Origin of the sequence: Williamsia sp. CHRR-6, assembly GCF_018474015.1 — a bacterium.
GTDB lineage: Bacteria > Actinomycetota > Actinomycetes > Mycobacteriales > Mycobacteriaceae > Williamsia_A.
Map to the genome: position 1 here is coordinate 623,467 of NZ_JAHCSG010000001.1, position 22,942 is coordinate 646,408.

Sequence of the window (22,942 nt, forward strand, 5' to 3'; positions counted from 1 at the left end):
GCTACGCTCCTTGGCCGGCTCGGGCCCGCAGCATGCCTGCCGGGGCGACGTCTTCGATGGGCAGGCCGCGGCGAGCCGCGACCTCTTCGGGACGCTGCAACATCTTCAGTGCGGCCACGGTGGCGTGGACGACGTTGATGGCGTTGTCACTGCCGAGGCTCTTGGCCAGGACGTCGTGGACGCCTGCGCACTCGAGCACGGCACGCACCGCGCCACCGGCGATGACGCCGGTACCGGGCGAGGCCGGACGCAGCATCACGACACCGGCCGCCGCCTCACCCTGCACGGGGTGGGTCACGGTGGAACCGATCAGCGGGACGCGGAAGAAGTTCTTGCGAGCCTCTTCGACACCCTTCTGGATGGCTGCGGGGACCTCTTTGGCCTTGCCGTAACCGACACCGACCATGCCCTGGCCGTCACCCACGACCACCAATGCGGTGAAGGAGAACCGACGTCCACCCTTGACCACCTTGGACACGCGGTTGATGGTGACGACCCGCTCGAGCTGGTTCTTGTCCTGCTCACGTCCGCCGCGCTGGCCGTCGCGGCCACCGCCACGTCGGTCGCCGCCGCGACGATCGCCGCCACGGTTGTCGGCACCGCCTGCAGCTGCGGCAGTGTTGTTGTCGGTGGTGGCGGGTCCGGTGCCGCCGTCACGCCGTTGACGTCCCGGCATCAGATGGTCCTTCCGTTCGCGCTGAGCGCGGAGATCATGTGTGAGTTGGTCATCAGAACTTCAGGCCTCCCTCGCGGGCGGCGTCGGCCAGGGCCGCGATACGACCGTGGTAGTCGTGCCCACCGCGGTCGAACACGACCGTGTCGACACCGGCGGCCTTGGCACGGGCGGCGATCAGCTCGCCGACCTTGCGGCTCTGCGCCGACTTGTCGCCACCGGCGCTGCGCACGTCGGCCTCGATCGAGGACGCCGCGGCGAGCGTCTTGCCGGCCAGGTCGTCGACGAGCTGCACGTGGATGTGGCGCGAGGAGCGCTTGACCACGAGGCGAGGACGCTGCGGGGTGCCGCTGAGCTTCTTGCGAAGCCGGAAGTGGCGTCGGGTGGTGGAGCGACGGCGACGGGTCGAGACGTCCTTGCCGATCGGCTCACGCTTGACTGTGCTGGTTTCACTCATGTCACTTACCCGTCTTTCCGACCTTGCGGCGGATCTGCTCACCCTCGTAGCGGATGCCTTTGCCCTTGTACGGGTCCGGGCGCCGCAGGCGACGGATGTTGGCCGAGATCTGACCGACCTTCTGCTTGTCGATGCCCGAGACCGAGAACTTCGTCGGGGACTCCACCGCGAAGGTGATGCCCTCGGGAGCCTCGATCGGCACCGGATGGCTGTAGCCGAGGGCGAACTCGAGGTCCTTGCCCTTCAGCGCGACGCGGTAACCGACACCGAAGATCTCCATCTTGGTGGTGTAGCCCTGGGTCACACCGGTGATCAGGTTGGCCACCAGGGTGCGGCTCAGCCCGTGCAGGGCACGGCTGCGGCGTTCGTCGTTGGGACGCGACACCACGACGGTGCCGTCTTCGGCTGCGATGGTGATGGGCTCGGCGACGGTCAGCGACAGCTCACCCTTGGGGCCCTTCACCGAGACGGCCTGGCCGTCGATCTTCACGTCGACTCCGGCCGGGATGGGGACCGGGTTCTTTCCAATACGCGACATTGTTGTTTCGCCCCTTACCAGACGTAGGCGAGGACTTCGCCGCCCACGCCCTGGTTGGCTGCCTGGCGATCGGTCAGCAGGCCCGAGGACGTGGAGATGATGGCCACGCCCAGGCCGCCGAGAACCTTCGGCAGGTTGGTGGACTTTGCGTAGACCCGCAGGCCGGGCTTGGAGACGCGCCGCAGGCCGGCGATGCTCCGCTCACGGCTGGGGCCGTACTTGAGGGTGACGATGAGGTTCTTGCCGACCTCGGCGTCTTCGGTGCGGAAGTCGGTGATGTAGCCCTCGCGCTTGAGGATCTCAGCGATGTTCACCTTGATCTTCGACGACGGGAGCGTCACCTCATCGTGGAACGCCGAGTTGGCGTTGCGCAGACGAGTCAAGAAGTCTGCGATGGGATCAGTCATGGTCATGAGTGACCGTCAACCTTTCTCGTGGCGGTTCCCATGCAGCACGCTCGTGCCGGTTCCGTTGGTGCGAACACCGCGGGCCTGTCACGCCACGTCGTGGGCCTACTACGAAGCGAGTCATGTCCTCACCGGCTTGTGCCGGTGAGGGGCCGTGCCCCGCCAGTGCGATCGGAGGTATCGCGACGCACTGTCGGTCTTTCAAGCTGTGACGCCAGAAATGTGTGGTCCCGAACCGGACGACTGCACGCGGCAGCCCCCGACGAGGTCCGGGCAACCCTGCAAGTGTAAGGAACCGCACGGTAAGGGCCAAATCGTCGCGGCTCGGCACGGACGTCGTCCGAACATGCGGCCACCGTGGACGCTGTGTCCACCGCGCCCCCACAGTCCGACGATCTCAGTAACGCGCGCGGTCAGGATGTCGCATGGCACGGTGGACCGGTGTGCGAACCGGAACCACCCGCATGGCCCACGGTGCCGGTCGGCTCGGTCCGCCGAGTCAGCGAGGCGACCGCGGCCGCCGTCCTGCGTCGCGACCCGGCGCCGGCGGACTGGCCGCTGCTCATCGGCGTCAGCGTCGATTGCGGCCCCGCGCGGCAGCTGGTCACCTCGGTCATCACCGAGCTGCATCAGGTGGCCGTGCGCGTGTTCCCCGCGTGGTTGGACACCGCTGCGACCGTGGACGGCAGCACCGATCTGGACGTGGCGGCAGTTCGCGCGCTGGCGACCCGGTTCTGTCAGGAATCCCTCGACTACGCGCCCTACCTGGGCGAACTGGCCGCCACCGCGGTCACCGGCGCGGACTGGAGGGTGGACTGCGGTCTGGACCTCACCGCCCAGATCCTCGGGGTGGCACGGGTGCTGGCGCGCGCCTACGCACGGGAGTCGATCGTGGTGATCCTCCAATCGAACGAATCGCACGCGGTGTCGATCGCGGATCAGACCGCGCTCGCTCAGGCTGCGAGCTGGCTGGCCGAACACGGGCGGATCGTGGTGTGGCTGACCCAGTCCACCGCACCCGACATCGACCGCTTCAGCTGGCTGAACAGCCTGTCGGCGCATGCTCGCGCCGATCGCCCGGACGTAGCCGACGAGCCGACGGGGTCGGCCGTGTCCATCGCGCCGCTGCGGGGGATGCCTGCACCCAACAGCCCCGCCGAGCAGGCTCTGGAGCGGGCGCTGGCGCGCACCACCTGGGCCGGCGCGCGATGCTGGAACACACTGCTCGACAATCGATCCCACCTGGACGCACCGATGCGCATCGACGTGTTGTGGCGCGACGCCCGGCTGGCGGTAGAGATCGACGGCCCCGATCACCGCGGCGTCGACAAGTACGCCGCGGATCGGCGCCGAGACAATATGCTGCAACGGGTCGGCTACGTGGTGCTGCGGTTCACCAACGAGCAGGTGCTCGACGATGTCGGACTCGTGGTGGCCGAGATCGAGTCGATGGTCGCCGTCCGCACATCCGGCCCGACATCCTGACACCGCATCACCCCGACCACCTGACACCCGATCCCCGACCGACGAGAGGACGACGCCACGTGGTGCACCCGAGGCTGACCGGAAACCAGAGCGCTGTGCTGTTCGTGCTGATGTCACAGGCGCGGGAGGTGCCCAACCCCGACCTCAAGACGCTGGGCCCCGAGCTGAAGAGGACCGACCGCGACAAGCTCGCCGGGTTGGGGCTCATCGAGGTCACCAAGGGCCCGCGCTCGTCGAACATCGTGGCCCTCACCGACGCCGGATGGTCCTGGTGTGCACACGAATTGACCCAGGGTCCCCCCGAGCGCGCCACACCCCAGATCAGAGCGCTCTACTCGGTGCTGGGCGGCTTGGGCCGACACCTGGCTCGCTCGGATGCGCGTCTGTACGAGATCTTCACCGCCGAAGCCGTCGGCGCGGCCACCGCACCGGTGGAAGCGGTCCCCGACTCGGTCGACGAACGTGGCGCCACCGCAGATGCGATCGAACTCGTCCGCGCGACCTATCGGCGCCTGGCGCCGCACGCCGGCGCCTGGGTGCCGCTGGCGCAGGTGCGCGACGTGCTGGGCGAGCTCTCTCGCGACTCGCTCGACGCCGCGCTGCGCGACCTCGAGCGGCAACGCGAGGTCGGACTCATCCCACAGGAGGACCAGGCCCGGCTCACCGCGGCCGACCGCGCCGCCGCGGTGACGGTGGGAACCCAGACCTGCCACCTGCTCTCGATCGCCTGAGGTGTGTCGATGACTGATCCACGCACCGCCCTGGAATCGATCCGACTCAGCTGGGCCCCGACTCCCGACGACGTCTGGGAGCCGCAGTCGGCACTGCATGTCGACGGGCTGCACGACGACGTCATGTTCGATCTCACGCGCGCGGTCGCCGACGCCGAGGCGAGCGCGGCGGGCTCGCCGCTGGGGGTGGTGGTCCAGGGACCAGCCGGGGCGGGCAAGACGCACCTGCTGGGACAGCTACGCGAACACGTACAGACCCGCGGCGGCTACTTCTTCCTCGTCAAACTCCTCGACGGGTCGGACTTCTGGCGGTCGATGGTGGTCGGGATCCTCGAAGACCTCGCCCGACCCACCCCCGCGCACCGCTCACAGCTGGTGGACCTGCTCCACACGCTGGCCGGTGCGGCCGAGCTGGCCCCGACCGAACGCGCGGAGATCACCGGGGACGCGCCACTGACGCGTCCCACGCTGGAGAAGTTCATCACCGCCGTTTATCAACGTCACCCCAAGAATCGCCGCCGGTCGCAGCATGTGCTGCGCGCGTTGGTGTTACGCAATGCGCAGTCCTTCGAGCTGCAAGACCTGGGTGACACCTTCCTGCACCTGGATCCGGGTTTCGAAGACGAGCTGGCGCAATGGGGTATCACGCAGGTGCAGCTGGGGTACGTGGAGATCGTGCAGAACATCTCCCGGTTGCTGGCGTTGGGCGGACCGGCGGTGGTGGCGATAGATCAGATCGACACCCTGATCGCTCTGGGCAACTCGGATCGGCCCGAGGCCCGCCACGCCATCGAAGAGCTGGCCCACGGCCTGATGGCGCTGCGGGAAACCTTCAGTCGCACAGTCTGTGTCGTGTCCTGCATCAGTGCCTCGTGGAGCTATCTGGAATCGCATGTCGCGCGATCGGTGATCGACCGTTTCCGCTTGCCTGCGCCGCTGCAGCGGCCCGACGGCCCCGATTTCGGGCCCCGCATGTTGGCCAAACGCTTTGCCCCCGGCTACGCCTCGGTTGGATTCACACCCCCGCATCCCACCTGGCCGGTGGCCGTCGGAGCCTTCACCCCCGAAGTCCGCTACACCCCTCGGGAACTGCTGATCCGGGTGGACCAGCACATCAACACCTGCCTGCGTACCGGCGTGGTGGAAGAGCTGACGACGCTGGTCGCACCGCAATCGACGGCGCCGGTACCGACCATCGACCAACCCGAATTCGCCGATCTGGAACGACGATTCGACCAACTGCGAGCTGCGGCTGATCCATCGGCGGCACTCTCCGGCGACACCGAGGACGCCGTCGTGCCCGATCTGCTGCGGACGGCCTTCACGGTCTGGCTCGACCAGCTCGGCGGCGGCGACGGCGCCTACCGCCAGGAGCCGACACCGAGCAGCAAACCACCGTTGCACGGCCGGCTACGCACGATCATCGACCCCGACACCGAACGCGAGTTCTTGTGGTCGTTTCGCGCGGTCGCGAGCACCAATGCCGTCGCCACCCAGTCCCGAATCCGTAAGGCCGCCACGGCCGCAGGCATCACGACCGGGGTCACCGATCGGCGCCTGGTCCTGTTGCGCGCCACCGAGTGGCCCACCGGGGCGAAGACCCAGGCAACGCTCGAGGAGGTGAGCGCCGCGGGTGGGGTGCTCGCCCGCTGGACCGAGGAGGACGTGCGTACGCTGATCGCGCTGTCGCACCTGCTGGCCGAGCGATCCGATCATCTGGTCGCGTGGATTGCCCATCGCCGCCCGGTCGATTCCATCGACTTCCTGTCGGTCCTGGACTCGACCGACATCGACTCCCCCGCGCCCGACTCCCCCACCCTCGATCCCCCCGGCACCGTGTCCAGCAGCGTCGAGTCCAGCAGCGTCGAGTCCAACGGCGCCGAGTCCAACAGCGCCACAGCACCACGACCACCGGCACCCTCCCCTGATCCACAGACCGCCACCGCTGCCACGAAAGCCCCAGCGGGAGCATCGATGCCAGCCACTGGACCGGTCTCGGTGTCGACACCGGCGTCGGCTTCCGCTGCCGACGCAGCCGCAGACGCAGAAGCAGAAGCAACGGTCACCGTCGGTCGCACAGCCGCAGGCCCGGTGACGATGGCGCTGGAGGCCTTGCGTAAACACACCGCACTGTTCGCCGGATCGGGTTCGGGCAAGACCGTTCTCATCCGTCACCTGATCGAACAGTGCGCGCTGGCCGGGGTGTCGTCGATCGTGTTGGACGTCAACAACGATCTGGCGCGCATGGGTGAGCAGTGGCCATCCGGTTCCCGGGCGTGGACCGATCTCGAACGGGCACAGGCTGATCGATATTTCGCCGGCACCGAGGTGGTCGTCTACACACCGGGCCGCAGCTCCGGACGGCCACTCTCGTTCCAGCCTCTTCCTGACTTCACCCAGCTCCTCGACGACCCCGACGAGTTCGCTGCCGCTGTGGATTCCGCGGTCGCATCGTTGGCTCCCCGTGTCAACGCCGACGCCTCGACCGATCGAGCCAAACGACGCAAAGCGATGCTCACCCAATCGATGCGCTACTTCGCCCGACGGGGCGGTGGCACCGTGGCCGACTATGCGGCCCTGCTCTCGGCGCTGCCGCCGGAAGTGAGTGACCTTCGTGACCCGGGTCGGCTGGCCCTGGATCTCGCCGACGGGCTACGGGTGGCGATGGCCAACGACACCATGCTCGGCGGTGACGCCGATCCGATGGATCCGGCCGCATTGCTCACGCCGTCACCGGGATTCACCGCGCGGGTGTCGGTGATCAACCTGGCCGGGTTGACCACCGAGGACAAGCGCGACAACTTCGTCAACCAGTTGCAGATGGCGCTGTTCGCCTGGATCAAGAAACACCCCGCCGGCGACCGTCCCCTCGGCGGCCTGTTCGTGATGGACGAGGCCCAGAACTTCGCTCCCGCAGGTCGTTTCACCGCCTGCACGCAGAGCACGTTGGCGTTGGCGTCGCAGGCTCGCAAGTACGGCCTGGGGCTCATCTTCGCCACCCAGGCCCCGAAGGGGTTGAACAACAAGATCCCCGGCAACGCCTCCACCCAGTTCTTCGGCAAGTTGTCCAGCCCCACCCAGATCACCGCCGCCAAAGAGGTCGCGGCGTCCAAGGGCAGCGAGATCGGTGACGTCGGCCGTCTCACCGCCGGGCGGTTCTACGCCTCGTTGGACGGGGCCGGATTCGTCGAGGTCACCACGCCGCTGTGCCTGACGCATCATCCGGCCAGCCCACCCACCGAAGAACAGGTACTCGAGATCGCTCGCGGTCAGCGCTGATCAGGTCGGCCACCACAACGGCGCATCACGAGCCCGGCGACTCCGATGCCCTACGCCCGACCAGGAACACGTAGGCCACCAGCATCGACAGTGCGCATCCGCCGAGCACCATCCGGATGACGTTCGGCAGCCCGCTGGGGGTGACGAACGCTTCGACGGCCGCGGCTATGAAGAAGAACGGGATCAGACCCACAGCCACCAGCAGGCCGCTGCGACCGGCCTCGGTCAACGCCGCACGGCGGGTGCGGTTTCCCGGCGCCAACGCCGCCATACCCATCCGCAGCCCCGCCGCACCGGCCAGGAAGATACAGCTGAGCTCCAACATCCCGTGCGGGAGAATGTAATAGAAGAAGACGTCGAGGCGACCAGCCTCCGACATCACCGCCCCGGACAACCCCAGTTGCATGGCGTTGGTGAACAACACCCACACCGACGGCACGATCAACACTCCGGTGAACAGGGCCAGCACCCCTACCCACGCGTTGTTGGTCCACACATGGGCACCGAAGAAGGTGGCCGGATGTTCGCTGTAGTACCGCTCGAAGTCACCTCCGGGTCCGGCGTACTCCTCGAGCGAGCGATCACCGATGGCCGCCGACCGGGCCCCCGGACTGGTCTCGACCCAAATCGCCATGGACGCGGCGACCAACAAAAACGCCAGCGCCACCCCACCCCACCAGCGGCGCGCCGAGTACATGGCGGCCGGGACATCCCGAATCGCGAAGTCGCGCAACGTGTCCCAGACGCCGGCGCGCACCCGGGTGATCCGCAGCCGCGCCGAGAAGACGAGTGAGGCCAGCATGGCCACCGTCGCGTCGTCGAGATGGGCCTCCTGGGCACGCGCGAGTTGGGCTGAGACGACGCGATAGAGCGCGACCAACTCGTCGACCTGCGACCCGGTCAGCCGCCGCTGGGCGGTCAGCGCCCGCAGCCTCGACCACTGCGCGCCGTGGGCGACGATGAACAAATCCACGTCGAGCATCCGTTGCTACCCTTCTCCTGTGCATGTGACCGGCGATTTCACCACGGGTGAGGCTGTCGATGTCCGCATACCCATCGCGCGGGTCGGCACCCGCGCGATCGCACAGTTCGTCGACGGCTTCCTGCAGATGGTCGGCTTCCTCGGGGCGCTTGCTGTTCTCGTCGCGTTGTCACTCGACCCGGCGCTGGAGGCCGCGCTCGCCATCGTCGTGTTCGTGGCGGTGTTCGTCGGGTACCCGTTGGTGTTCGAGACGGTGACGCGCGGGCGCACGGTCGGCAAGTTCGCACTGGGCCTGCAGGTGGTACGCGACGACGGGGGTCCGATCGGGTTGCGCGAGGCCGCGATTCGTGCGCTGTGCGCGGTGGTGGTGGACATCTGGATCTTCGGGGCCTTCGGCGTCGTCGCCACCATCACATCGCTGAGCTCCGACCGGGGTCGCCGCATCGGCGACGCACTGGCCGGAACCACCGTCGTCGCGCTCGATCGCTCGATCGGCGTTGCGCCTCGCCGGTTCCCGCCGCATCCCATCCTGCATCCCTGGGCGATGTCGCTGGCGCTCGATGTTCTCGACGCGCAGCTGTGCAGCGATCTGCGCACATATCTGCTGCGGCTACCCGACCTCAGTCCGCCTGCACAGTACGAACTCGGCACCGCCCTGACCCATGCGCTACAGCGGTCGTTGCGGGTCCCGATGCCGACCGGATACCCACCCGCGGAGGTGGTCGGCGCGATCCTGGCGGCCCGAGCAGAACAGGCGATCATCGACTCGCACCGAGTCTGACTCGCTGCAACGCCGCCACCAACTCCAGCGGAAGTCGTTGCGGCGCAGCAGAGACGACGGTGACGCCGCTGCGTTGCAGCGTCTTGCGCACCAATTCCAGATCGCGGCCTCCGGCGGCGAGCACCGCTCGTCGTCGAAGGTCGCTCGGCGTCGGCGTCGGATCGGTGGCCGCCACCACAATCACTTGATGGCGACGCGCCAACGTACGCGCTGCGCCCGACAGTGAGACACCCTCCGTCGCAACGCGGTCGGGGCCGGCCGAACCGGGATCGAGACTGGTGAACCAGATGACGATGGCCCGTCGGGCGGGGCGGGCGAACACCTCGCGCACCACAGCACCAGGGTCAGAGGTGATCAGGTGCGGACGCAACGGTGCCACGGCCGCCCCCACCGAGGACAGGGCACGCGCACCGCGGATCCCGCGCACCGATACGCGGATCTCGCGGTCGATGCCGAGCACGTCGACGGTGTCACCGGCTGCAGTCGCCAAGCCGCCCACCACCATCGCGGCCTCGGCGGCGATGTCGAGTTGGGTCTTGTCCCCGATCCGCACCGCCGACCGCCGCCCGGTGTCGATGATCAGCAGCACGTGCCGGTCGTGCTCGGGCCGCCAGATCCGCGTCATCACGTCGTGGCTGCGCGCGGTGGCCCGCCAGTCGATGGACCGCACGTCGTCACCGGGCACGTAGGCACGAACGGAGTCGAAATCGGTTCCGGTACCACGGATCGTCGTCGGGTTGGCACCCTCGAGCCATCGCAATGACGAGACCTTGGTGTGGACGAGTTCACCGTCGCGCACGCTCTCGTTGACCCGGATGACGGTGAGCAGATCGACGCGCCGCTGCACTCCGGCCAGTCGCCACGGCCCGGTGGTGCGCACGATCACCGGGCCAGCGTGACGGTCACCGGCTCGGGTGGGACGCAGCTGGGTGGCGACGGCGACGGTGTCGCCGGGCGGGATGACGAACGCGTGCTCGGCCTCACTCGCGTTCACACTCGGTGGCCAATTGTCGAACACCGTGCCCTGGGCCACCGCGGCGCCGGAGTTGTGCAGTTGCACAATCGATGTCGTGGACTCACCGACGGTCACCGCAGCGGCGGCGGCACGAGTGACCGTCAGCGACGCCCGCGCCGCCACCACGTCGATCGCGGCCAGGGCCACCACCGAGGTCACCCCGATCAACAGGGCCACTGCCATCGGCAGGATCAGCGCGAGGACGACGGCGACGGCGGCGGCGGCCACCGCGACCCACACCAGGCGCAAGGTGACGAACATCGGATGTGCCCGCCGCCTACACCGGAGCCGGGACCGTGCGCAGGATGCCGGTCAGAACGACATCGCTGAGGAGTCCGTCCACTTCGGCCTCGGGCCGCAGGATGAGTCGGTGCCGCAGAGCCGGAATCGCCACGGCCTGCACGTCGTCGGGCGTGACAAAGGACCGACCCAGCAGCCAGGCGTGGGCACGCGCAGCGAACATCAGCATGGTCGCGCCACGCGTGGACGCACCGAACAGCACTGGTGGCGCCATGCGCGTCGCCCGACACAGATCCACCACGTAGGCAAGGACTTCGGGGGCGTAGGTGGTGCTCGCCACCGATTCGCGGGCTGCGGTCAGCTCGGTCGGGCCAGCCACCACGCGAACTCCGGCAGCGTGCAGATCGCGAGGGTTGAACCCGGCCGCGTGGCGCCGCAGGATGGTGAACTCCTCATCCCGGTTGGGCAAAGCCATGTCGATCTTGAACAGGAAACGGTCGAGTTGCGCCTCGGGCAGGGAGTAGGTTCCCTCCTGCTCGACCGGGTTCTGGGTGGCGATCACCATGAACGGCTCGGGTAGTGGGCGCGGGGTGCCGTCCACCGACACCTGCCGCTCCTCCATCGCCTCGAGCAAGGCGGCCTGCGTCTTGGCCGGAGTGCGGTTGATCTCGTCAGCCAACAGCAGGTTGGTGAACACCGGGCCCTCGCGGAACAGGAAGTCGGTCTTGCTGGGGTCATAGATCTGCGAGCCGGTCACGTCGCCAGGCATCAGGTCGGGAGTGAACTGCAGCCGGGCATGATCGACGGCCAGCGCGTCAGCCACCGCGCGCACCAGCAACGTCTTGGCCACGCCCGGAACACCTTCGAGCAACACATGTCCCCGACACAGCAGCGCGATCAGCACCAGCGTGACTGCTCGTTCGTTCCCGATGACCGCCTTGGCCACCTCACCGCGCACCGCCTCGAGCGCCGCCCGCGGATCGGCGTCGGACCGCGATGACCATCCCGGTGGCGCCTTCTCGATGTTCACCTCGGACGGGCGTGACTCTGTCATCGGTTACGGACCCTTTCTTCGATCCAATCCAAGCGGGCTGCCACATCGGACAATTCGTCGTCGGTGTCGGGGACACTCGACAACGCCCACCGCACCCCCTCGACGTCGGTGGCCGCTGCGGTTGCGATCACCTCCACGAGATCGCCTGGTGGTGCGGTGGCGTCGATGCCCAGAACGGGGGCGATACGCCGAATGGTGGCACCGCGCAGCACATCTGCGAGGTGGCCGCGATCGCCTGAGCGTCGGTAGAGCTCCGCGTGTCCTGCGGTCAGCTCGTCGGCGGGGACGACGACCGGAAGGTCCTCGGGTACCGGCACCAGCCCGCGGCGGGCGACCGCGAACACCGAGATCGCCACCGCCAGTGCGAGCACACCGCTGCCCGCCCACACCGGATCAGCGACCTCGTCGAGCAGGCTCCGGCGCTGCGGGGAGGGCGCCCCGGACTCGCGATCACCTGAACGGTCGCCGCTATAGGTGCCGCCGGAGTCGGGGTAGTCGCTCGACACCGACTGTGTCGGCGGCGACGGGGGGCTGCAGGAGGCGGCACCGGCAATCACGGCCCCGACGATGGCGACGAGCATCAGCGCAATCCACAATCGATGCGAGACAAGCCAATCGGGCATTCTCCGGGAGGTCCGCTCGGCACGATAGTCGGCGGGCTCGTCCAGCGGCGGTGGGGCCACCATGGAGAACCGGTCGGCGCGATCCATCGTCGCCAGGTCGGCCTCGGTGGCTGGGCGCGCCCCGTACACCACCTCGTCGAAGGTCTGCGCGGCGGCGGCGAGGGCATCCCGCTCGTCCGGGAGACTCTGCGCAGCAACCGATCCGGTACAGACGGCGGTTCGGGTCCGATCAACCGGAAGGATGCGCGACTGTTCTAGTCCGCGGTTCAACGCCCGGAAACGTTCTCGCACCGCGGTGGGGAAATCCCGCTGCGCGGCCGCCGAATCCGCAGCAGTGCGATGCACCTGCGCCGGTCGAGCCGGCGCCGGAGGCGGCGGGGCCTGTGCGGTTTGGCGCTGATCCTGCGGCGCCCCCGGTTCAGTCACTGCGCAGCCCGCATGATGAGGTCCAATCCCTCACGGCGACATCGGATGTCGAAGTAGGCCGTCACCCGCACGCACGCCATCACGGCGGTGCAGAACTGCAGCAACACCGCAATCAGCACGCTGAGGGTGACGATACCCACCCAGTCGGGATAAAAGCTTGCCGCAACCAGGGGTGGTCCCACACAGCCGGCCAGCACCAGGAAGGCCAGCACCGCCCACTGGGTCAGCAGCAGCCCGACACACCGCATACGCAGGTTGCCCACCAACGCCGCCGATCGTCGACTCGCGGCGCGAGCCCCGGACCCTTCCAGCAGCAGGACCGGTTGCGCCAGAATCTGATTGGCGCCTACGAAAGCGGCTCCCGCGGGTGCGACCACGGAACCGACACACGTGATGGCCAACGCCAGCAAGGCCAACAGTTGCGCAGCCATGATGAGCAGACGGACACCGGCGAGCTGCACCACGTTGCTGCGCAACAGCATCCATGGCTGCGACCACGTGATCGGGCGCCCGGTCACCGCAGCGGCGGCGGTAAGGGTGAGCACCCCGGCGGTGAGCATCCGGAACGGGATGGACACCAGGACTGCCACCACAACCACCCACACCACACTGTCCCACCGGTCGCCGCCGGAGTCGATCCACGAGCTCGCCCACACCGTGGTGGCTGCCGCCGCGGCCATGATGAGCAGCATCGACCATCCACCCGAGCGCACCAACGCATACGGCGCATCGAGTAGTTCGCGGAACTGTAGTGGGCGGATGTCGCGCAGATCCTCCCGCGCACCACTCGCCATGGTCATCGCACTCTCTCTACTCGCCCGCTCGTGCCACCGGAAAACCTCACGGCGACAGGTCTGTACGAGCGTACTAGCTTCACTCGCCTCAGTGGTGGAGTCACCCGCGAGGCGGCGATCACCCCGATCGTGACGCCCCCGCCAACCGAGTTGCCAGAGTCGCGCAGGCACTGCGCAACTCCGCGGGTTCCACCTCGCTGAGATCTGCGTCGAAGGTGGCGAGCAGACCCGCGACTCCCGCCCAGGACCAGGCGCCCAGGATCAGACGTGAGCTCACGTTCGTGACCCATTCCACCACCGAACCGCCCGGGGCGAATTCGGCCACGACGGCGGCCGGAAGCTGCATCAGCACCGACCCCTGACACGGCCATTTCGCGGGCGTGTCCCCACGATCGTGGGAACGCATCACGTAGCGTGCGACATCGCGGTCCGGCAGCGGCCGGCGGACGAACGGCGTACCGGTGGGCGTCGACGGACGAATGCGATCGACGCGCAACACCACCCAACCCGGCGTTCGACCTCTGGGCGGATTCGGTTCGTAGGCAACGAGGTACCAGCGACCCGCCCACACGAGAAGGTGGTGCGGTTCGACGTGGCGCGGGGGTTCGAAGTTCGCCTCCGACGGGTGCGGTCGGCCTCCGTCTGCATCGAGATGTTCGAAACGCAGAACGTGGCCGTTGCGGATGGCACGCCCAACCTCCGTCAGCGTCGCCGCCGCGATGGGAGGGGCCGGGAACTCCCAGTAGTTGCGCACCGTAATCAGGTGCATTGCGTCCACCTCCAGCCGGAGACGGGCAGGCATGGTGGTACGCAGCGCAGCGAGCGCGCCTGCGGCGGCATCATCGATTCCGGCGATGGTGGTCGGTGCGGTCTGCAGCGCCACCGCGATTGCCACGGCCTGGCCATCGTCGAGCAGCAGCGGAGGCAGTTCACGTCCGGCCCCGGATCGACTGGCCGCCGCTGCGCGCAGCGCATACCCACCTCCACGTCCGGAGACGGCAACGACCGGGTATCCGATGTCGCGCAGCGACTCGATGTCTCGTCGCAGCGTTCGCGCGCTGATCCCCAGTCGGTCGGCGAGGTCGGCACCCGACCATTCGGGGCGCGCCGTCAGCAGTGACAGGACGCGAAGCAGTCGAGCAGAGGTGGCGGCCATGAACAGATTGTCGACCACATTCGCGGCCATTCGGTGTCCTCAACTGCTGTGAGTCTTGCGCCCATGACCACAAACAAAGCTCTACCCACCACCCGATCGAGTGACCCCATGACCGGCGGGCCGGCTCGCCTTGCCCTGCTGGTTGTCTTGTTCGCCTCCTTCATGGACCTACTCGACGCGACCATCGTGACGGTCGCGGCGCCATCGATCACACGTGACCTCGGGGCGAGCCCCGCGCAAGCGCAGTGGTGCGTCGCCGCCTACGTTCTCGCACTCGGCAGCGGGTTGATCGTGGGCGGCGCCCTCGGCGACAACCACGGCCGACGGCGTGTCTTCCTCACGGCGCTGCTGGCATTCGGCCTCACCTCGGCGGCGTGTGCGCTCGCCGTCACGCCTGAGATGTTGATCGGATCCCGGGTGCTACAGGGCCTGGCGGCCGGGATGATGGTGCCGCAGGTGTTCGGCATCATCCGAGGTTCGTTCGCGCCCAAGGACATGGCCATGGCTTTCGGCGCCTACGGCGGCGTCCAGGGACTCGCCGCAGTCGCGGGACCGTTGCTCGGCGGGTTCGTCGTCGACGCTGATCTCGCGGGAACCGGATGGCGGGCCATCTTCTGGATCAACGTGCCCATCGCGGGCCTTGCGCTCGTCCTCGGCGCGCGCGCACTCCCTTCGGACGCCCCGCATCGGGTGGACGCGAACAGAGCTCAGTTCGACTGGTGTGGAGCGGTTCTCGCCGGAACCGGGGTGACCTTGGTCCTGCTGCCGCTCATCCAGGGCCGCGACTGGGGATGGCCGTGGTGGGGATGGCTGATCGCAGGTGCAGGCCTGGTCGTGCTCGACCGGTTCCGGGCCCGCCAGGTCGCCGTCGCGGCACACGGTGGCCACCCGCTGGTGCAACCGAGCCTGATGCGGGTCGCCACCTTCGTTACCGGTCTCGCCGCATCGACGGTGTTTTTCGCCGCGATCGGCGGCTTCTTCCTCACCCTGTCGTTTCACCTGCAGATCGTCACCGGGCGCAGCGCCTGGGAGACCGGCCTCGTCATGCTTCCCTACGCGCTCGGGTCAATTGTCACCTCGGGTGTGGGCGTCGCGCTCGCGAACCGATTCGGCCGGGTCCTACTGGTCGCGGGGTCCCTGACCCTCGCCATCTCGCAACTGATCCTGTGGGCGGTGGTGCGCACCGACGACCCGGGGTTCTGGGCGCTGGGTCTGCCGATGTTCGTCGGTGGACTCGGCGTGGGTCTCGCCGCGCCGATCCTGGTGTCGGTGGTGCTCTCCGGGGTGCCCGGCCAGTTCGCCGGGTCGGGTGGTGGGGTTCTCTCGACCGCCAATCAGATCGGTGGGGCGATCGGTGTCGCTGCACTGGGCACTCTGTACTTCGCCCATGGGCTGGCACCGGTCCTGCTCGTGGGGGCAGCCTCGTACGGCGTCGCCGCGGCGCTGATGGCGGCGTTGCCGAAGACCGCTGCCTGACTCCACTGTCACCCAGCCTCATCGGGGTCACGTGCTCCGATCAGGCTGGGTGATTGCTACGCGGACCGGCCTCGTCGATGTCGTGCCGGACCGTTGACAGTTCGCTAGCGTAGCCAAGAATCACTCGTTGAGATTCGCGAACAGGACCAGCCTTCGTTGAGCACCGACACCACTCCTGACTCACCGTCAGACCCCAAGAACTCGGTCTCGGTGGACAGATCGGCCGCCATCTCTCCCTGGCGCAACGGCTCTTATCGCGCCTGGTTTGTCATCGACACCACCTCGGCGCTGGCCGCCTCGCTACGCGGTCTGGCGTTCACGTTGCTGGCCGTCGCGGTCACCGGTTCGACCACCATCGCCGGTCTGTGCGGCTCGCTGACGATCGGATCCGGTGCCATCGCCGCACTCTTCGGCGGGATAGTCGCCGACCGTTTCGATCGGCGCCGGGTGTGGACCCTGGGCCTGGCCACCGGCCCGATCATCTACGGCACACTGGCGATCCTCGTTGCCGGCGGCGCGATCTCGACACCGTTGATCCTGGCTTTCGCCGTGCTGGCAGGTGTCCACGACGGCCTGTTCGGGTTCGTGTCCGAGGTGGTGCTGCGGACCATCGTCGCGCCAAGCCAGTTGGCTGTGGCCACCGCGACAAATCAGGGCCGCGATTCCGCCATCTCGCTGGCCGGCCCGCCCCTGTCGGGAACTCTGTTCGCACTCGGCCACGCCATCCCGTTCGCCGGGCAGGCGATTCTCGATTCGATTGCGGCACTGATGGTTCGGTTCGTCCGCCACGACCTGCGCCACACGCCCGACCGTACAGTCACCGAGGGGACCATCTGGTCGAACATCACTCACGGGTTCCGATGGATCTGGGGTCAGCGGATCATCCGCGCCATCATCTTCCCGGCGTTGTTGCTCAACCTGTTCGTCAATGCACTCATCACCAACCGCATCCTGCAACTCAACGCCGAGCACACCAACCCCACCGTGATCGGTCTGATCGGGGCAGGTGCGGCTGCGGGAACTCTGATCGGTGCTGCGTTGGCGCCCGCGCTGGTGTCACGGCACGGCGACGGCCGCCTGGTGTGCATCGGGTTGGCCTGGACGGCAGTTTTTTTCCTCGGCTTCTCGCTGGTGACCACACCCATTCCGTCTGTCGTCACCATTGTGGTGGCCATGATCACCAACCCGACCGTCAACGGAATCATCCAGGGCTACGCCTACCATCTGATGCCAGCCGGCGAGTTGGGCCGCATCGGCGCGGCGCTGAGCGTCGGCTCCATGTCGCTGACGACGGTTGCACCGGCTCTCGCCGGACTCGCCGCAGGCAGTGGCCTACCACTGTCGGGCGCGCCGATCTTCGGGATCGGGCTCGCGGCCACCGCGGTGTTCGTCATCATCCACCCAGCCATGCGCTCGGTACCACCCGCCTCGACATGGAACTCACCCATTACAAATGAATCTCCTGACACCACAGGCTGATTCGCCATCCCGGTATCCACCGGCCACCACGTGCCTGTGGACCACACCGGATCTGTGGACAACTGCCTCGATCAATGACCTGTGGTCGTCTCGAATTCTGCTGAGATCGTCCGCGTGGCGGGCTGCCGTGGTCACCATGACCACGGCAGCCTTCTCAGCAGACGATCTCGGTTACCGAAGCCGGTGCCGCCTCGCGACGGTGACAGCCCGGATCGCCTCAAGGGTCTCGTCCCAGCCGAACACCACATCGTCGTAGGTCAATCGGATCTTCAACCACCCGTGGACCAGCGCGGCGCGGTCTCGTCGCCGATCGTTGCGGTAGTTCGCGAGGCTGGTGTGGTGGGCCACGCTGTCACACTCGATGAGCAACGCGCCCACGCGCAGGTCAACCCGCCCGACACCCTCGATCTGCGGTTGCACGATCACCGCAAAACCCACGGCACGCAGGCGAACCCGGGCCAGCGACTCGGTTCCCGACTCGGAGCGGGCATCGCAGCGGGCCAGCAGGTCGCGACCACGGGGGCCGAGTTCGGCCACGATGTCACCACCGTGGGCCAGGCCCTGGTTCAGTGCCGAATCGCACGCAGCGATCCAGTCCTCGGGGCGCATACATCGCACCGCGCATCCAAGCGCCACCGCCACCGAGTCGATCGCGCCGGTGGTCGGTCGCGGCGGTCCGACTGCCTGACAACTCCGCTGCCCGTCCCGCAGCGCTTTGCTCCGCCGCACGTGCAGGTCGGAATACCCGGGTGACACCCACACGCCGTGGTGAGCCAGCGCCGACACGCAACTCAACACACCACCAGCGGTCACCGCCGCGACGACACGGGGGTCGGCCCCCACACGCGCATACCAACCGGGCCGTAACCGGATGAGATCGCCGGCGGCCACGGCTCGCCGGATCTGATTGTCGGTCGATCCCCCACGATGCAGCTGCGCGGTGGTGAACACACCGGTCGAGAACACGGCGTCGGCGGGGTGTAGGAGGCTCATACCGATCAGACGTCGACAGGTGCCCAGCCGGATCCACCGACATCGTCCGAATCTGGCGCCAGCGTGGTCACCACGACCACGTCGACCGCCTGCGCGGACGATCTCAGCAGCAAGGCCGACGACAAAGGCCCGAGTCCAGCAGGACTCGGGCCTTTGTGGAGTGATCAGCGGGTCAGGTCACCAGCTGGACTTCTGCACACCGGGCAGCTCGCCGGCGTGGGCCATCTCGCGCAAGCAGATCCGGCACAGGCCGAACTTGCGGAACACCGCGTGCGGACGCCCGCACCGGTTGCACCGGGTGTAGGCGCGCACGGCGAACTTGGGCTTCTTGTTGGCCTTGTTGACCAGAGCCTTCTTTGCCATCTCAGTTGTCCTTCACGCTGTTGTCTTTGAACGGGAACCCGAGGTGACGCAGCAGCGCACGGCCCTCGTCGTCGTTGGTCGCCGTGGTGACCACGGTGATGTCCATACCGCGCGGCCGATCGATGTTGTCGATGTTGATCTCGTGGAACATCGACTGCTCGTTGAGGCCGAAGGTGTAGTTGCCGTGGCCGTCGAACTGACGGTCCGACAGGCCGCGGAAGTCGCGGATACGCGGCAGCGCGATCGACACCAGACGGTCGAGGAACTCCCACATCCGGTCGCCGCGCAGGGTGACCCGAGCACCGATCGGCATGCCCTCACGGAGCTTGAACTGCGCGATCGACTTGCGGGCCTTACGGATCTCGGGCTTCTGGCCGGTGATCAGCGCGAGGTCGGCGACCGCACCGTTGATCAGCTTGGCGTCACGAGCAGCGTCACCGACGCCCATGTTCACCACGACCTTCACGACACCGGGGATCTGCATCACGTTGTCGAACTTGAACTGCTCGTTGAGCGCAGGCTTGATCTCCTCGCGGTAGCGAGTCTTCAGGCGTGGCTGGACCTTGTTCTCAGTGCTGGTCATGTCAGATGTCCTTCCCGTTCTTGCGGGAAATGCGCACGCGCTTGCCGGTCTCTTCGTCCGTGCGGTACCCGACGCGGGTCGGGTTGCCGTCGGAGTCGACGACCATCACGTTGGAGACGTGGATGGGGGCCTCGGTGACGACGATGCCGCCGGCCGAGACGCCGCGCTCGCTCTGCGCTGCGGAGGTGTGCTTCTTGATGCGGTTGACGCCCTCGACGAGGACGCGGTTGCGCGCGGGGTAGGACTCGATGACCTTGCCCTTGGCGCCCTTGTCCTTACCCGAGATGACGATCACGGTGTCGCCCTTGTGGACCTTCATGTCAGAGCACCTCCGGGGCGAGTGAGACGATCTTCATGAAACGCTTGTCGCGCAGCTCGCGCCCGACGGGGCCGAAGATGCGGGTACCGCGCGGATCGCTCTCGTTCTTGAGAATGACCGCAGCGTTCTCGTCGAAACGGATGTAGGAACCATCCGGGCGACGCCGCTCTTTGGTGGTGCGCACGATGACGGCCTTGACCACCTCGCCGCGCTTGATGTTGCCGCCGGGGATGGCGTCTTTGACGGTGGCGACGATGACGTCACCGATGCCGGCGTACCGGCGTGACGAGCCTCCGAGCACGCGGATGCACAAGATTTCCTTGGCTCCGGTGTTGTCGGCGACCCGCAGGCGTGACTCCTGCTGGATCATTCGTAGATCTCCTCAGACCTGGATGGTGTGTACGCCGGATTCCGACCCGACGCACGCGGTCTGCTGCCGCCGTTGCGCGCCTGACCACGGCCGATGAGGGCCGTAGAGGGTTCGCGCTCGGGTGCGCGACACAACTGTGCCGCAGGCAACCGCACAAGAGTAGGCGAAACCGCAGGTCAGAATCAAATTGGTCACCGCCACAAGCTCGCTGTGTACTTTTGACCGGGACGGATCACCGCGACGTCGGACAGAGGAAGGCCCGTGCATCCAGCGCTCGAGACCCGTGAGCTCACGAAAGTCTACGGCGAGAAGACCGCCGTCTACGAGGGGATCCGCGCAGTCTCGGATGTGAGCCTGAGCATCCCGCGCGGCGCGTTGTACGGGCTGGTCGGTGCGAACGGCGCGGGCAAGACCACCTTCCTGTCGATGGCGACCGGCCTGTTGCGGCCGACCACAGGTACCTCACTGATAGACGGCGTGGATGTGTGGGCCGACCCGATCGCCGCCCGCGGCCGGATCGGGTTGCTTCCCGATGGGCCCACCATGTCAGAGGCGCTACCCGGACTCGTCGGGCTGCGCTACGTCGGGGTCCTACAGGGCCTCTCTCCGGATGTCGCCGACCGCCGCGCCCGCCAACTCCTCGCCGTTCTCGACATCGCCGACGCCGCCGAGAAGCCGGTCAGCAACTACTCCGCAGGCATGAGGAAGAAGATCGGATTGGCTGCCGCCCTCATCCACTCGCCTGCGCTGCTGGTGCTCGACGAGCCATTTGAGGCCGTCGACCCGGTCTCGGCGGTGACCATCCGAAATCTGTTGCAGCAGTTCACCTCAACTGGCGGCACCGTCGTGCTGTCGAGTCACTCGATGGGCCTCATCGAGCAGTTGTGCACCCACGTCGCCATCCTGAACCGTGGGGCGCTCTACGCAGCGGGTCCCACCGAGGAGGTGCGCGCGGGCGGCAGCCTGGAATCGGTGTTGATCGACTCGGTCGGCCCTCGCGTCGGCCTCGACACCCCGCACCTGGACTGGTTGGCCGACCGTGCCGCCGCCGATCCCCCGGTGCGCAGCGATTCGCCCGATCCGCGCCAGGTCGATTCGACCGACCACGCGCCATGACCGCCACAGCAACTGCTCCCGACACCGTCGCGACCCTGGTCGAGTTGGATCGCGAGCTGTACCGCAACGCGAACCGGTCGGTGGCGGTCCGCGCGGTGGTCTACGCGTTCCTGGGATTGTTTGTGCTCGGCATGATCGGACTGGTGATCATCGCCGAGGCTGGATCGGCCCGCGTCACCACTGCATGTCTGCTGTCGGCGGTGCTGCTCGGATTCAGCGCGCTGTCGCCGCTGATCGCCGGCCGGGCCACCGGCCTGCAGCCCGAACACGTTCGCACACTGCCGGTCTCAGCCGATCAGTACCGGGCCGCCATCACCCGTCGCGCACTCCGACAACTGTGGGCGGCACTGGTGCCCGCCATGCTCATCGCACTCGCTGTCGCCACCAGCGGTGACTCCCCGGCAGCGATCGCGCTCGCCGTCGTCGGCGGAATCGGCAGTGCCATCCTGCTCGACCTTGCGCCACGGGTCACCGGCCTGCGCTTCGCGGGACTGATACGCACGCAGCTCGGGAAGGTGATCGGGGTGGTCAGCGGCGTCGTCGGCATCGTGACGGTCTACGTCGTGTACGTCTTGACCGCCAACCAGTCCATCGACACCGACAACCGCGCTCTGCAGGCGGTGGTGCGAGTGCTACCCAGCGGGTGGCCTGCGGTCGCCGCGGAGGGCGCCTCGCGCGGCCGATGGTGGCCGGCCGTCCTCGCGCTCGCCGGTCTCGTCGCAGTCATCCTGCTGATGCGCCGCGACTGGTCCCGGCAGATCGACCTCGCCGTTTACAACAACGCGCTGGCCGCACCGAGCACCGGCTCGCGCGCGGACCGCTCCGAAGCCAGACGTTCTTCACCGGTGGCACTGATCATTCGCACCGAGGCGCGCATGCTGGTCGGTGACTCGCAGCGGCTGGGGCTGCTCATCACCCCGGTCGCATTCATCGCGATCGGCATCGTTCTCGTGTTCACCGGCTTCGACAGCTACGGGATGCGATACGGCGCTCCGCTCGTCGTGTTCCTGATGACCTCGACCATGGCCAACAGCTACGGACTCGACCGGTGGGGGTTCGCCACCTTGCTCACGTCCCGGCGAGCGGCCCCCCTGATCATCCGTGCGCGGATGATCCTGTTCGCGTCGGCGGCGTTGCTGGTGGGCTTGGCCGGAACGGTGATCGCGCGCATCGTGCGTGACACCGACCCGGACACGTGGCCGGTCACCGTGGCCGTACTCGTCGGTGGCGTCGTGTCCGGTGCCGCAGCCACCGCGGTCCTCCCGGCGCTGGCGCCCTACCGGGTGCCCACCGGGTCGGGGATGGGATCGATCAACTCGCGCGGCTCGATGTCAGGACGGTCGCTGGGAATGTTGTTCGGCTACCTGGCGGGCTTCGCACTCGTCTGCTCCCCCGGCATCATCATCGGGCTGGCCGTGTCGGGTCCGTTCGCGTGGGCTGCGGTGATCGTCGAGGTCGCGATCGGGATCCCGATCGTGTGGGTGGCCTATCGGTGGGGTGTGCGTCTGGTCCACGAGCACGGACCCGAGATCCTTGCGACGGTGACCGCGACCGCGTGATCGGCGGCCGTCACCGACCCGGCGTGGTTGACGGCCGGATCGC

Annotated in this window: 23 protein-coding genes; 8 read left to right on the plus strand and 15 right to left on the minus strand. The window is 67.6% G+C overall.

The genetic code is table 11. From position 1 onward, the window contains the following. Window position 1 precedes the first annotated feature (1 nt). Genes rpsE through rpsH form a run of 4 tightly spaced genes read right to left on the minus strand, consistent with a single transcriptional unit; the run spans window position 2 to window position 2,081 of the window. Complete coding sequence (rpsE, locus tag KIK15_RS02945; RefSeq protein WP_214242626.1) at window positions 2-676, minus strand: 30S ribosomal protein S5; 675 nt, start codon at window positions 674-676, stop codon at window positions 2-4. A gap of 52 nt (window positions 677-728) precedes the next feature. Then, window positions 729-1,130 (minus strand): 50S ribosomal protein L18, encoded by a 402-nt coding sequence (rplR, locus tag KIK15_RS02950; protein WP_214242627.1) that lies wholly within the window; start codon window positions 1,128-1,130, stop codon window positions 729-731. Window position 1,131: 1 nt separating this feature from the next. Next, entirely contained in the window at window positions 1,132-1,668 is a 537-nt protein-coding gene (rplF, locus tag KIK15_RS02955; RefSeq protein WP_214242628.1) for a 50S ribosomal protein L6, read from the minus strand. A 14-nt stretch (window positions 1,669-1,682) separates the two neighbouring features. Continuing rightward, window positions 1,683-2,081: a 30S ribosomal protein S8 gene (rpsH, locus tag KIK15_RS02960; RefSeq protein WP_214242629.1), complete on the minus strand. Its 399-nt coding sequence runs from the start codon at window positions 2,079-2,081 to the stop codon at window positions 1,683-1,685. A gap of 360 nt (window positions 2,082-2,441) precedes the next feature. Between rpsH and KIK15_RS18685 the strand changes: the two genes are divergently transcribed. The 3 genes from KIK15_RS18685 to KIK15_RS02975 are packed head-to-tail and all read left to right on the plus strand — an operon-like array spanning window position 2,442 to window position 7,570. Next, on the plus strand, window positions 2,442-3,560 hold the full coding sequence (locus KIK15_RS18685; protein WP_214242630.1) for an endonuclease domain-containing protein: 1,119 nt from the start codon (window positions 2,442-2,444) through the stop codon (window positions 3,558-3,560). Between the two features lie 59 nt (window positions 3,561-3,619). Further along, entirely contained in the window at window positions 3,620-4,291 is a 672-nt protein-coding gene (locus tag KIK15_RS02970) for a MarR family transcriptional regulator (protein ID WP_214242631.1), read from the plus strand. 9 nt (window positions 4,292-4,300) lie between these two features. Beyond that, window positions 4,301-7,570, plus strand: coding sequence for an AAA family ATPase (locus tag KIK15_RS02975; protein WP_214242632.1), 3,270 nt, complete (start codon window positions 4,301-4,303; stop codon window positions 7,568-7,570). A gap of 25 nt (window positions 7,571-7,595) precedes the next feature. Here the strand turns inward: KIK15_RS02975 and KIK15_RS02980 are convergent, their stop codons facing one another. Continuing rightward, window positions 7,596-8,552 (minus strand): stage II sporulation protein M, encoded by a 957-nt coding sequence (locus KIK15_RS02980; RefSeq protein WP_214242633.1) that lies wholly within the window; start codon window positions 8,550-8,552, stop codon window positions 7,596-7,598. Window positions 8,553-8,571: 19 nt separating this feature from the next. Between KIK15_RS02980 and KIK15_RS02985 the strand changes: the two genes are divergently transcribed. After that, entirely contained in the window at window positions 8,572-9,333 is a 762-nt protein-coding gene (locus KIK15_RS02985; RefSeq protein ID WP_214242634.1) for an RDD family protein, read from the plus strand. Here the strand turns inward: KIK15_RS02985 and KIK15_RS02990 are convergent. From KIK15_RS02990 to KIK15_RS03010, 5 genes are all read right to left on the minus strand, one after another. Beyond that, entirely contained in the window at window positions 9,311-10,609 is a 1,299-nt protein-coding gene (locus KIK15_RS02990; protein ID WP_214242635.1) for a DUF58 domain-containing protein, read from the minus strand. The genes KIK15_RS02985 and KIK15_RS02990 overlap by 23 nt on opposite strands. A 16-nt stretch (window positions 10,610-10,625) precedes the next feature. Then, complete coding sequence (locus KIK15_RS02995) at window positions 10,626-11,642, minus strand: MoxR family ATPase (protein ID WP_214242636.1); 1,017 nt, start codon at window positions 11,640-11,642, stop codon at window positions 10,626-10,628. Further along, window positions 11,639-12,691: a DUF4129 domain-containing protein gene (locus KIK15_RS03000; protein WP_214242637.1), complete on the minus strand. Its 1,053-nt coding sequence runs from the start codon at window positions 12,689-12,691 to the stop codon at window positions 11,639-11,641. Before KIK15_RS03000 ends, KIK15_RS02995 begins: the two co-directional genes overlap by 4 nt. After that, the gene (locus KIK15_RS03005; protein WP_214242638.1) at window positions 12,688-13,491 is read right to left on the minus strand and encodes a hypothetical protein; all 804 of its coding nucleotides are present in this window, start codon (window positions 13,489-13,491) and stop codon (window positions 12,688-12,690) included. The genes KIK15_RS03000 and KIK15_RS03005 overlap by 4 nt, the downstream gene beginning before the upstream one ends. A gap of 112 nt (window positions 13,492-13,603) precedes the next feature. Beyond that, on the minus strand, window positions 13,604-14,671 hold the full coding sequence (locus KIK15_RS03010; protein WP_250323910.1) for a YafY family protein: 1,068 nt from the start codon (window positions 14,669-14,671) through the stop codon (window positions 13,604-13,606). A 33-nt stretch (window positions 14,672-14,704) separates the two neighbouring features. Between KIK15_RS03010 and KIK15_RS03015 the strand changes: the two genes are divergently transcribed. Next, the gene (locus KIK15_RS03015; RefSeq protein ID WP_214242639.1) at window positions 14,705-16,117 is read left to right on the plus strand and encodes an MFS transporter; all 1,413 of its coding nucleotides are present in this window, start codon (window positions 14,705-14,707) and stop codon (window positions 16,115-16,117) included. A 156-nt stretch (window positions 16,118-16,273) separates the two neighbouring features. Beyond that, window positions 16,274-17,596 carry an MFS transporter gene (locus tag KIK15_RS03020; protein ID WP_214242640.1) on the plus strand — a complete coding sequence of 441 codons (1,323 nt, stop codon included), beginning with the start codon at window positions 16,274-16,276 and terminating at the stop codon, window positions 17,594-17,596. A gap of 171 nt (window positions 17,597-17,767) precedes the next feature. Here KIK15_RS03020 and KIK15_RS03025 read toward each other — a convergent pair whose 3' ends face one another. The 5 genes from KIK15_RS03025 to rplN all read right to left on the minus strand — a co-directional run bounded on the left by KIK15_RS03025 (window position 17,768) and on the right by rplN (window position 20,224). After that, window positions 17,768-18,589, minus strand: coding sequence for a type IV toxin-antitoxin system AbiEi family antitoxin domain-containing protein (locus KIK15_RS03025; RefSeq protein WP_214242641.1), 822 nt, complete (start codon window positions 18,587-18,589; stop codon window positions 17,768-17,770). Window positions 18,590-18,766: 177 nt separating this feature from the next. Continuing rightward, window positions 18,767-18,952 (minus strand): type Z 30S ribosomal protein S14, encoded by a 186-nt coding sequence (locus tag KIK15_RS03030; protein ID WP_019510998.1) that lies wholly within the window; start codon window positions 18,950-18,952, stop codon window positions 18,767-18,769. A gap of 1 nt (window position 18,953) precedes the next feature. After that, window positions 18,954-19,535 carry a 50S ribosomal protein L5 gene (rplE, locus tag KIK15_RS03035; RefSeq protein WP_214242642.1) on the minus strand — a complete coding sequence of 194 codons (582 nt, stop codon included), beginning with the start codon at window positions 19,533-19,535 and terminating at the stop codon, window positions 18,954-18,956. Window position 19,536: 1 nt separating this feature from the next. Next, the gene (rplX, locus tag KIK15_RS03040) at window positions 19,537-19,854 is read right to left on the minus strand and encodes a 50S ribosomal protein L24 (protein WP_214242643.1); all 318 of its coding nucleotides are present in this window, start codon (window positions 19,852-19,854) and stop codon (window positions 19,537-19,539) included. A 1-nt stretch (window position 19,855) separates the two neighbouring features. Next, window positions 19,856-20,224 carry a 50S ribosomal protein L14 gene (gene rplN / locus KIK15_RS03045; protein WP_214242644.1) on the minus strand — a complete coding sequence of 123 codons (369 nt, stop codon included), beginning with the start codon at window positions 20,222-20,224 and terminating at the stop codon, window positions 19,856-19,858. A 261-nt stretch (window positions 20,225-20,485) separates the two neighbouring features. Between rplN and KIK15_RS03050 the strand changes: the two genes are divergently transcribed. Next, on the plus strand, window positions 20,486-21,340 hold the full coding sequence (locus KIK15_RS03050) for an ABC transporter ATP-binding protein (RefSeq protein ID WP_214242645.1): 855 nt from the start codon (window positions 20,486-20,488) through the stop codon (window positions 21,338-21,340). Beyond that, a complete protein-coding gene (locus tag KIK15_RS03055; RefSeq protein WP_214242646.1) occupies window positions 21,337-22,899 on the plus strand; it encodes a hypothetical protein in 1,563 nt (520 codons plus the stop codon). Before KIK15_RS03050 ends, KIK15_RS03055 begins: the two co-directional genes overlap by 4 nt. The last annotated feature ends 43 nt before the right edge of the window (window positions 22,900-22,942 follow it).

Coding starts and splice junctions, on each gene's coding strand:
- KIK15_RS02980 (WP_214242633.1), bottom strand. CDS start 8,552: ATGCTCGACGTGGATTTGTTCATCGTCGCCCACGGCGCGCAGTGGTCG.
- rplF (WP_214242628.1), bottom strand. CDS start 1,668: ATGTCGCGTATTGGAAAGAACCCGGTCCCCATCCCGGCCGGAGTCGAC.
- rplE (WP_214242642.1), bottom strand. CDS start 19,535: ATGACCAGCACTGAGAACAAGGTCCAGCCACGCCTGAAGACTCGCTAC.
- KIK15_RS03005 (WP_214242638.1), bottom strand. CDS start 13,491: ATGACCATGGCGAGTGGTGCGCGGGAGGATCTGCGCGACATCCGCCCA.
- rpsE (WP_214242626.1), bottom strand. CDS start 676: ATGCCGGGACGTCAACGGCGTGACGGCGGCACCGGACCCGCCACCACC.
- KIK15_RS03055 (WP_214242646.1), top strand. CDS start 21,337: ATGACCGCCACAGCAACTGCTCCCGACACCGTCGCGACCCTGGTCGAG.
- KIK15_RS02975 (WP_214242632.1), top strand. CDS start 4,301: ATGACTGATCCACGCACCGCCCTGGAATCGATCCGACTCAGCTGGGCC.
- rplR (WP_214242627.1), bottom strand. CDS start 1,130: ATGAGTGAAACCAGCACAGTCAAGCGTGAGCCGATCGGCAAGGACGTC.
- KIK15_RS03010 (WP_250323910.1), bottom strand. CDS start 14,671: ATGGCCGCGAATGTGGTCGACAATCTGTTCATGGCCGCCACCTCTGCT.
- rplX (WP_214242643.1), bottom strand. CDS start 19,854: ATGAAGGTCCACAAGGGCGACACCGTGATCGTCATCTCGGGTAAGGAC.
- rpsH (WP_214242629.1), bottom strand. CDS start 2,081: ATGACCATGACTGATCCCATCGCAGACTTCTTGACTCGTCTGCGCAAC.
- KIK15_RS02990 (WP_214242635.1), bottom strand. CDS start 10,609: ATGTTCGTCACCTTGCGCCTGGTGTGGGTCGCGGTGGCCGCCGCCGCC.
- KIK15_RS03015 (WP_214242639.1), top strand. CDS start 14,705: ATGACCACAAACAAAGCTCTACCCACCACCCGATCGAGTGACCCCATG.
- rplN (WP_214242644.1), bottom strand. CDS start 20,224: ATGATCCAGCAGGAGTCACGCCTGCGGGTCGCCGACAACACCGGAGCC.
- KIK15_RS03025 (WP_214242641.1), bottom strand. CDS start 18,589: ATGAGCCTCCTACACCCCGCCGACGCCGTGTTCTCGACCGGTGTGTTC.
- KIK15_RS03030 (WP_019510998.1), bottom strand. CDS start 18,952: ATGGCAAAGAAGGCTCTGGTCAACAAGGCCAACAAGAAGCCCAAGTTC.
- KIK15_RS02995 (WP_214242636.1), bottom strand. CDS start 11,642: ATGACAGAGTCACGCCCGTCCGAGGTGAACATCGAGAAGGCGCCACCG.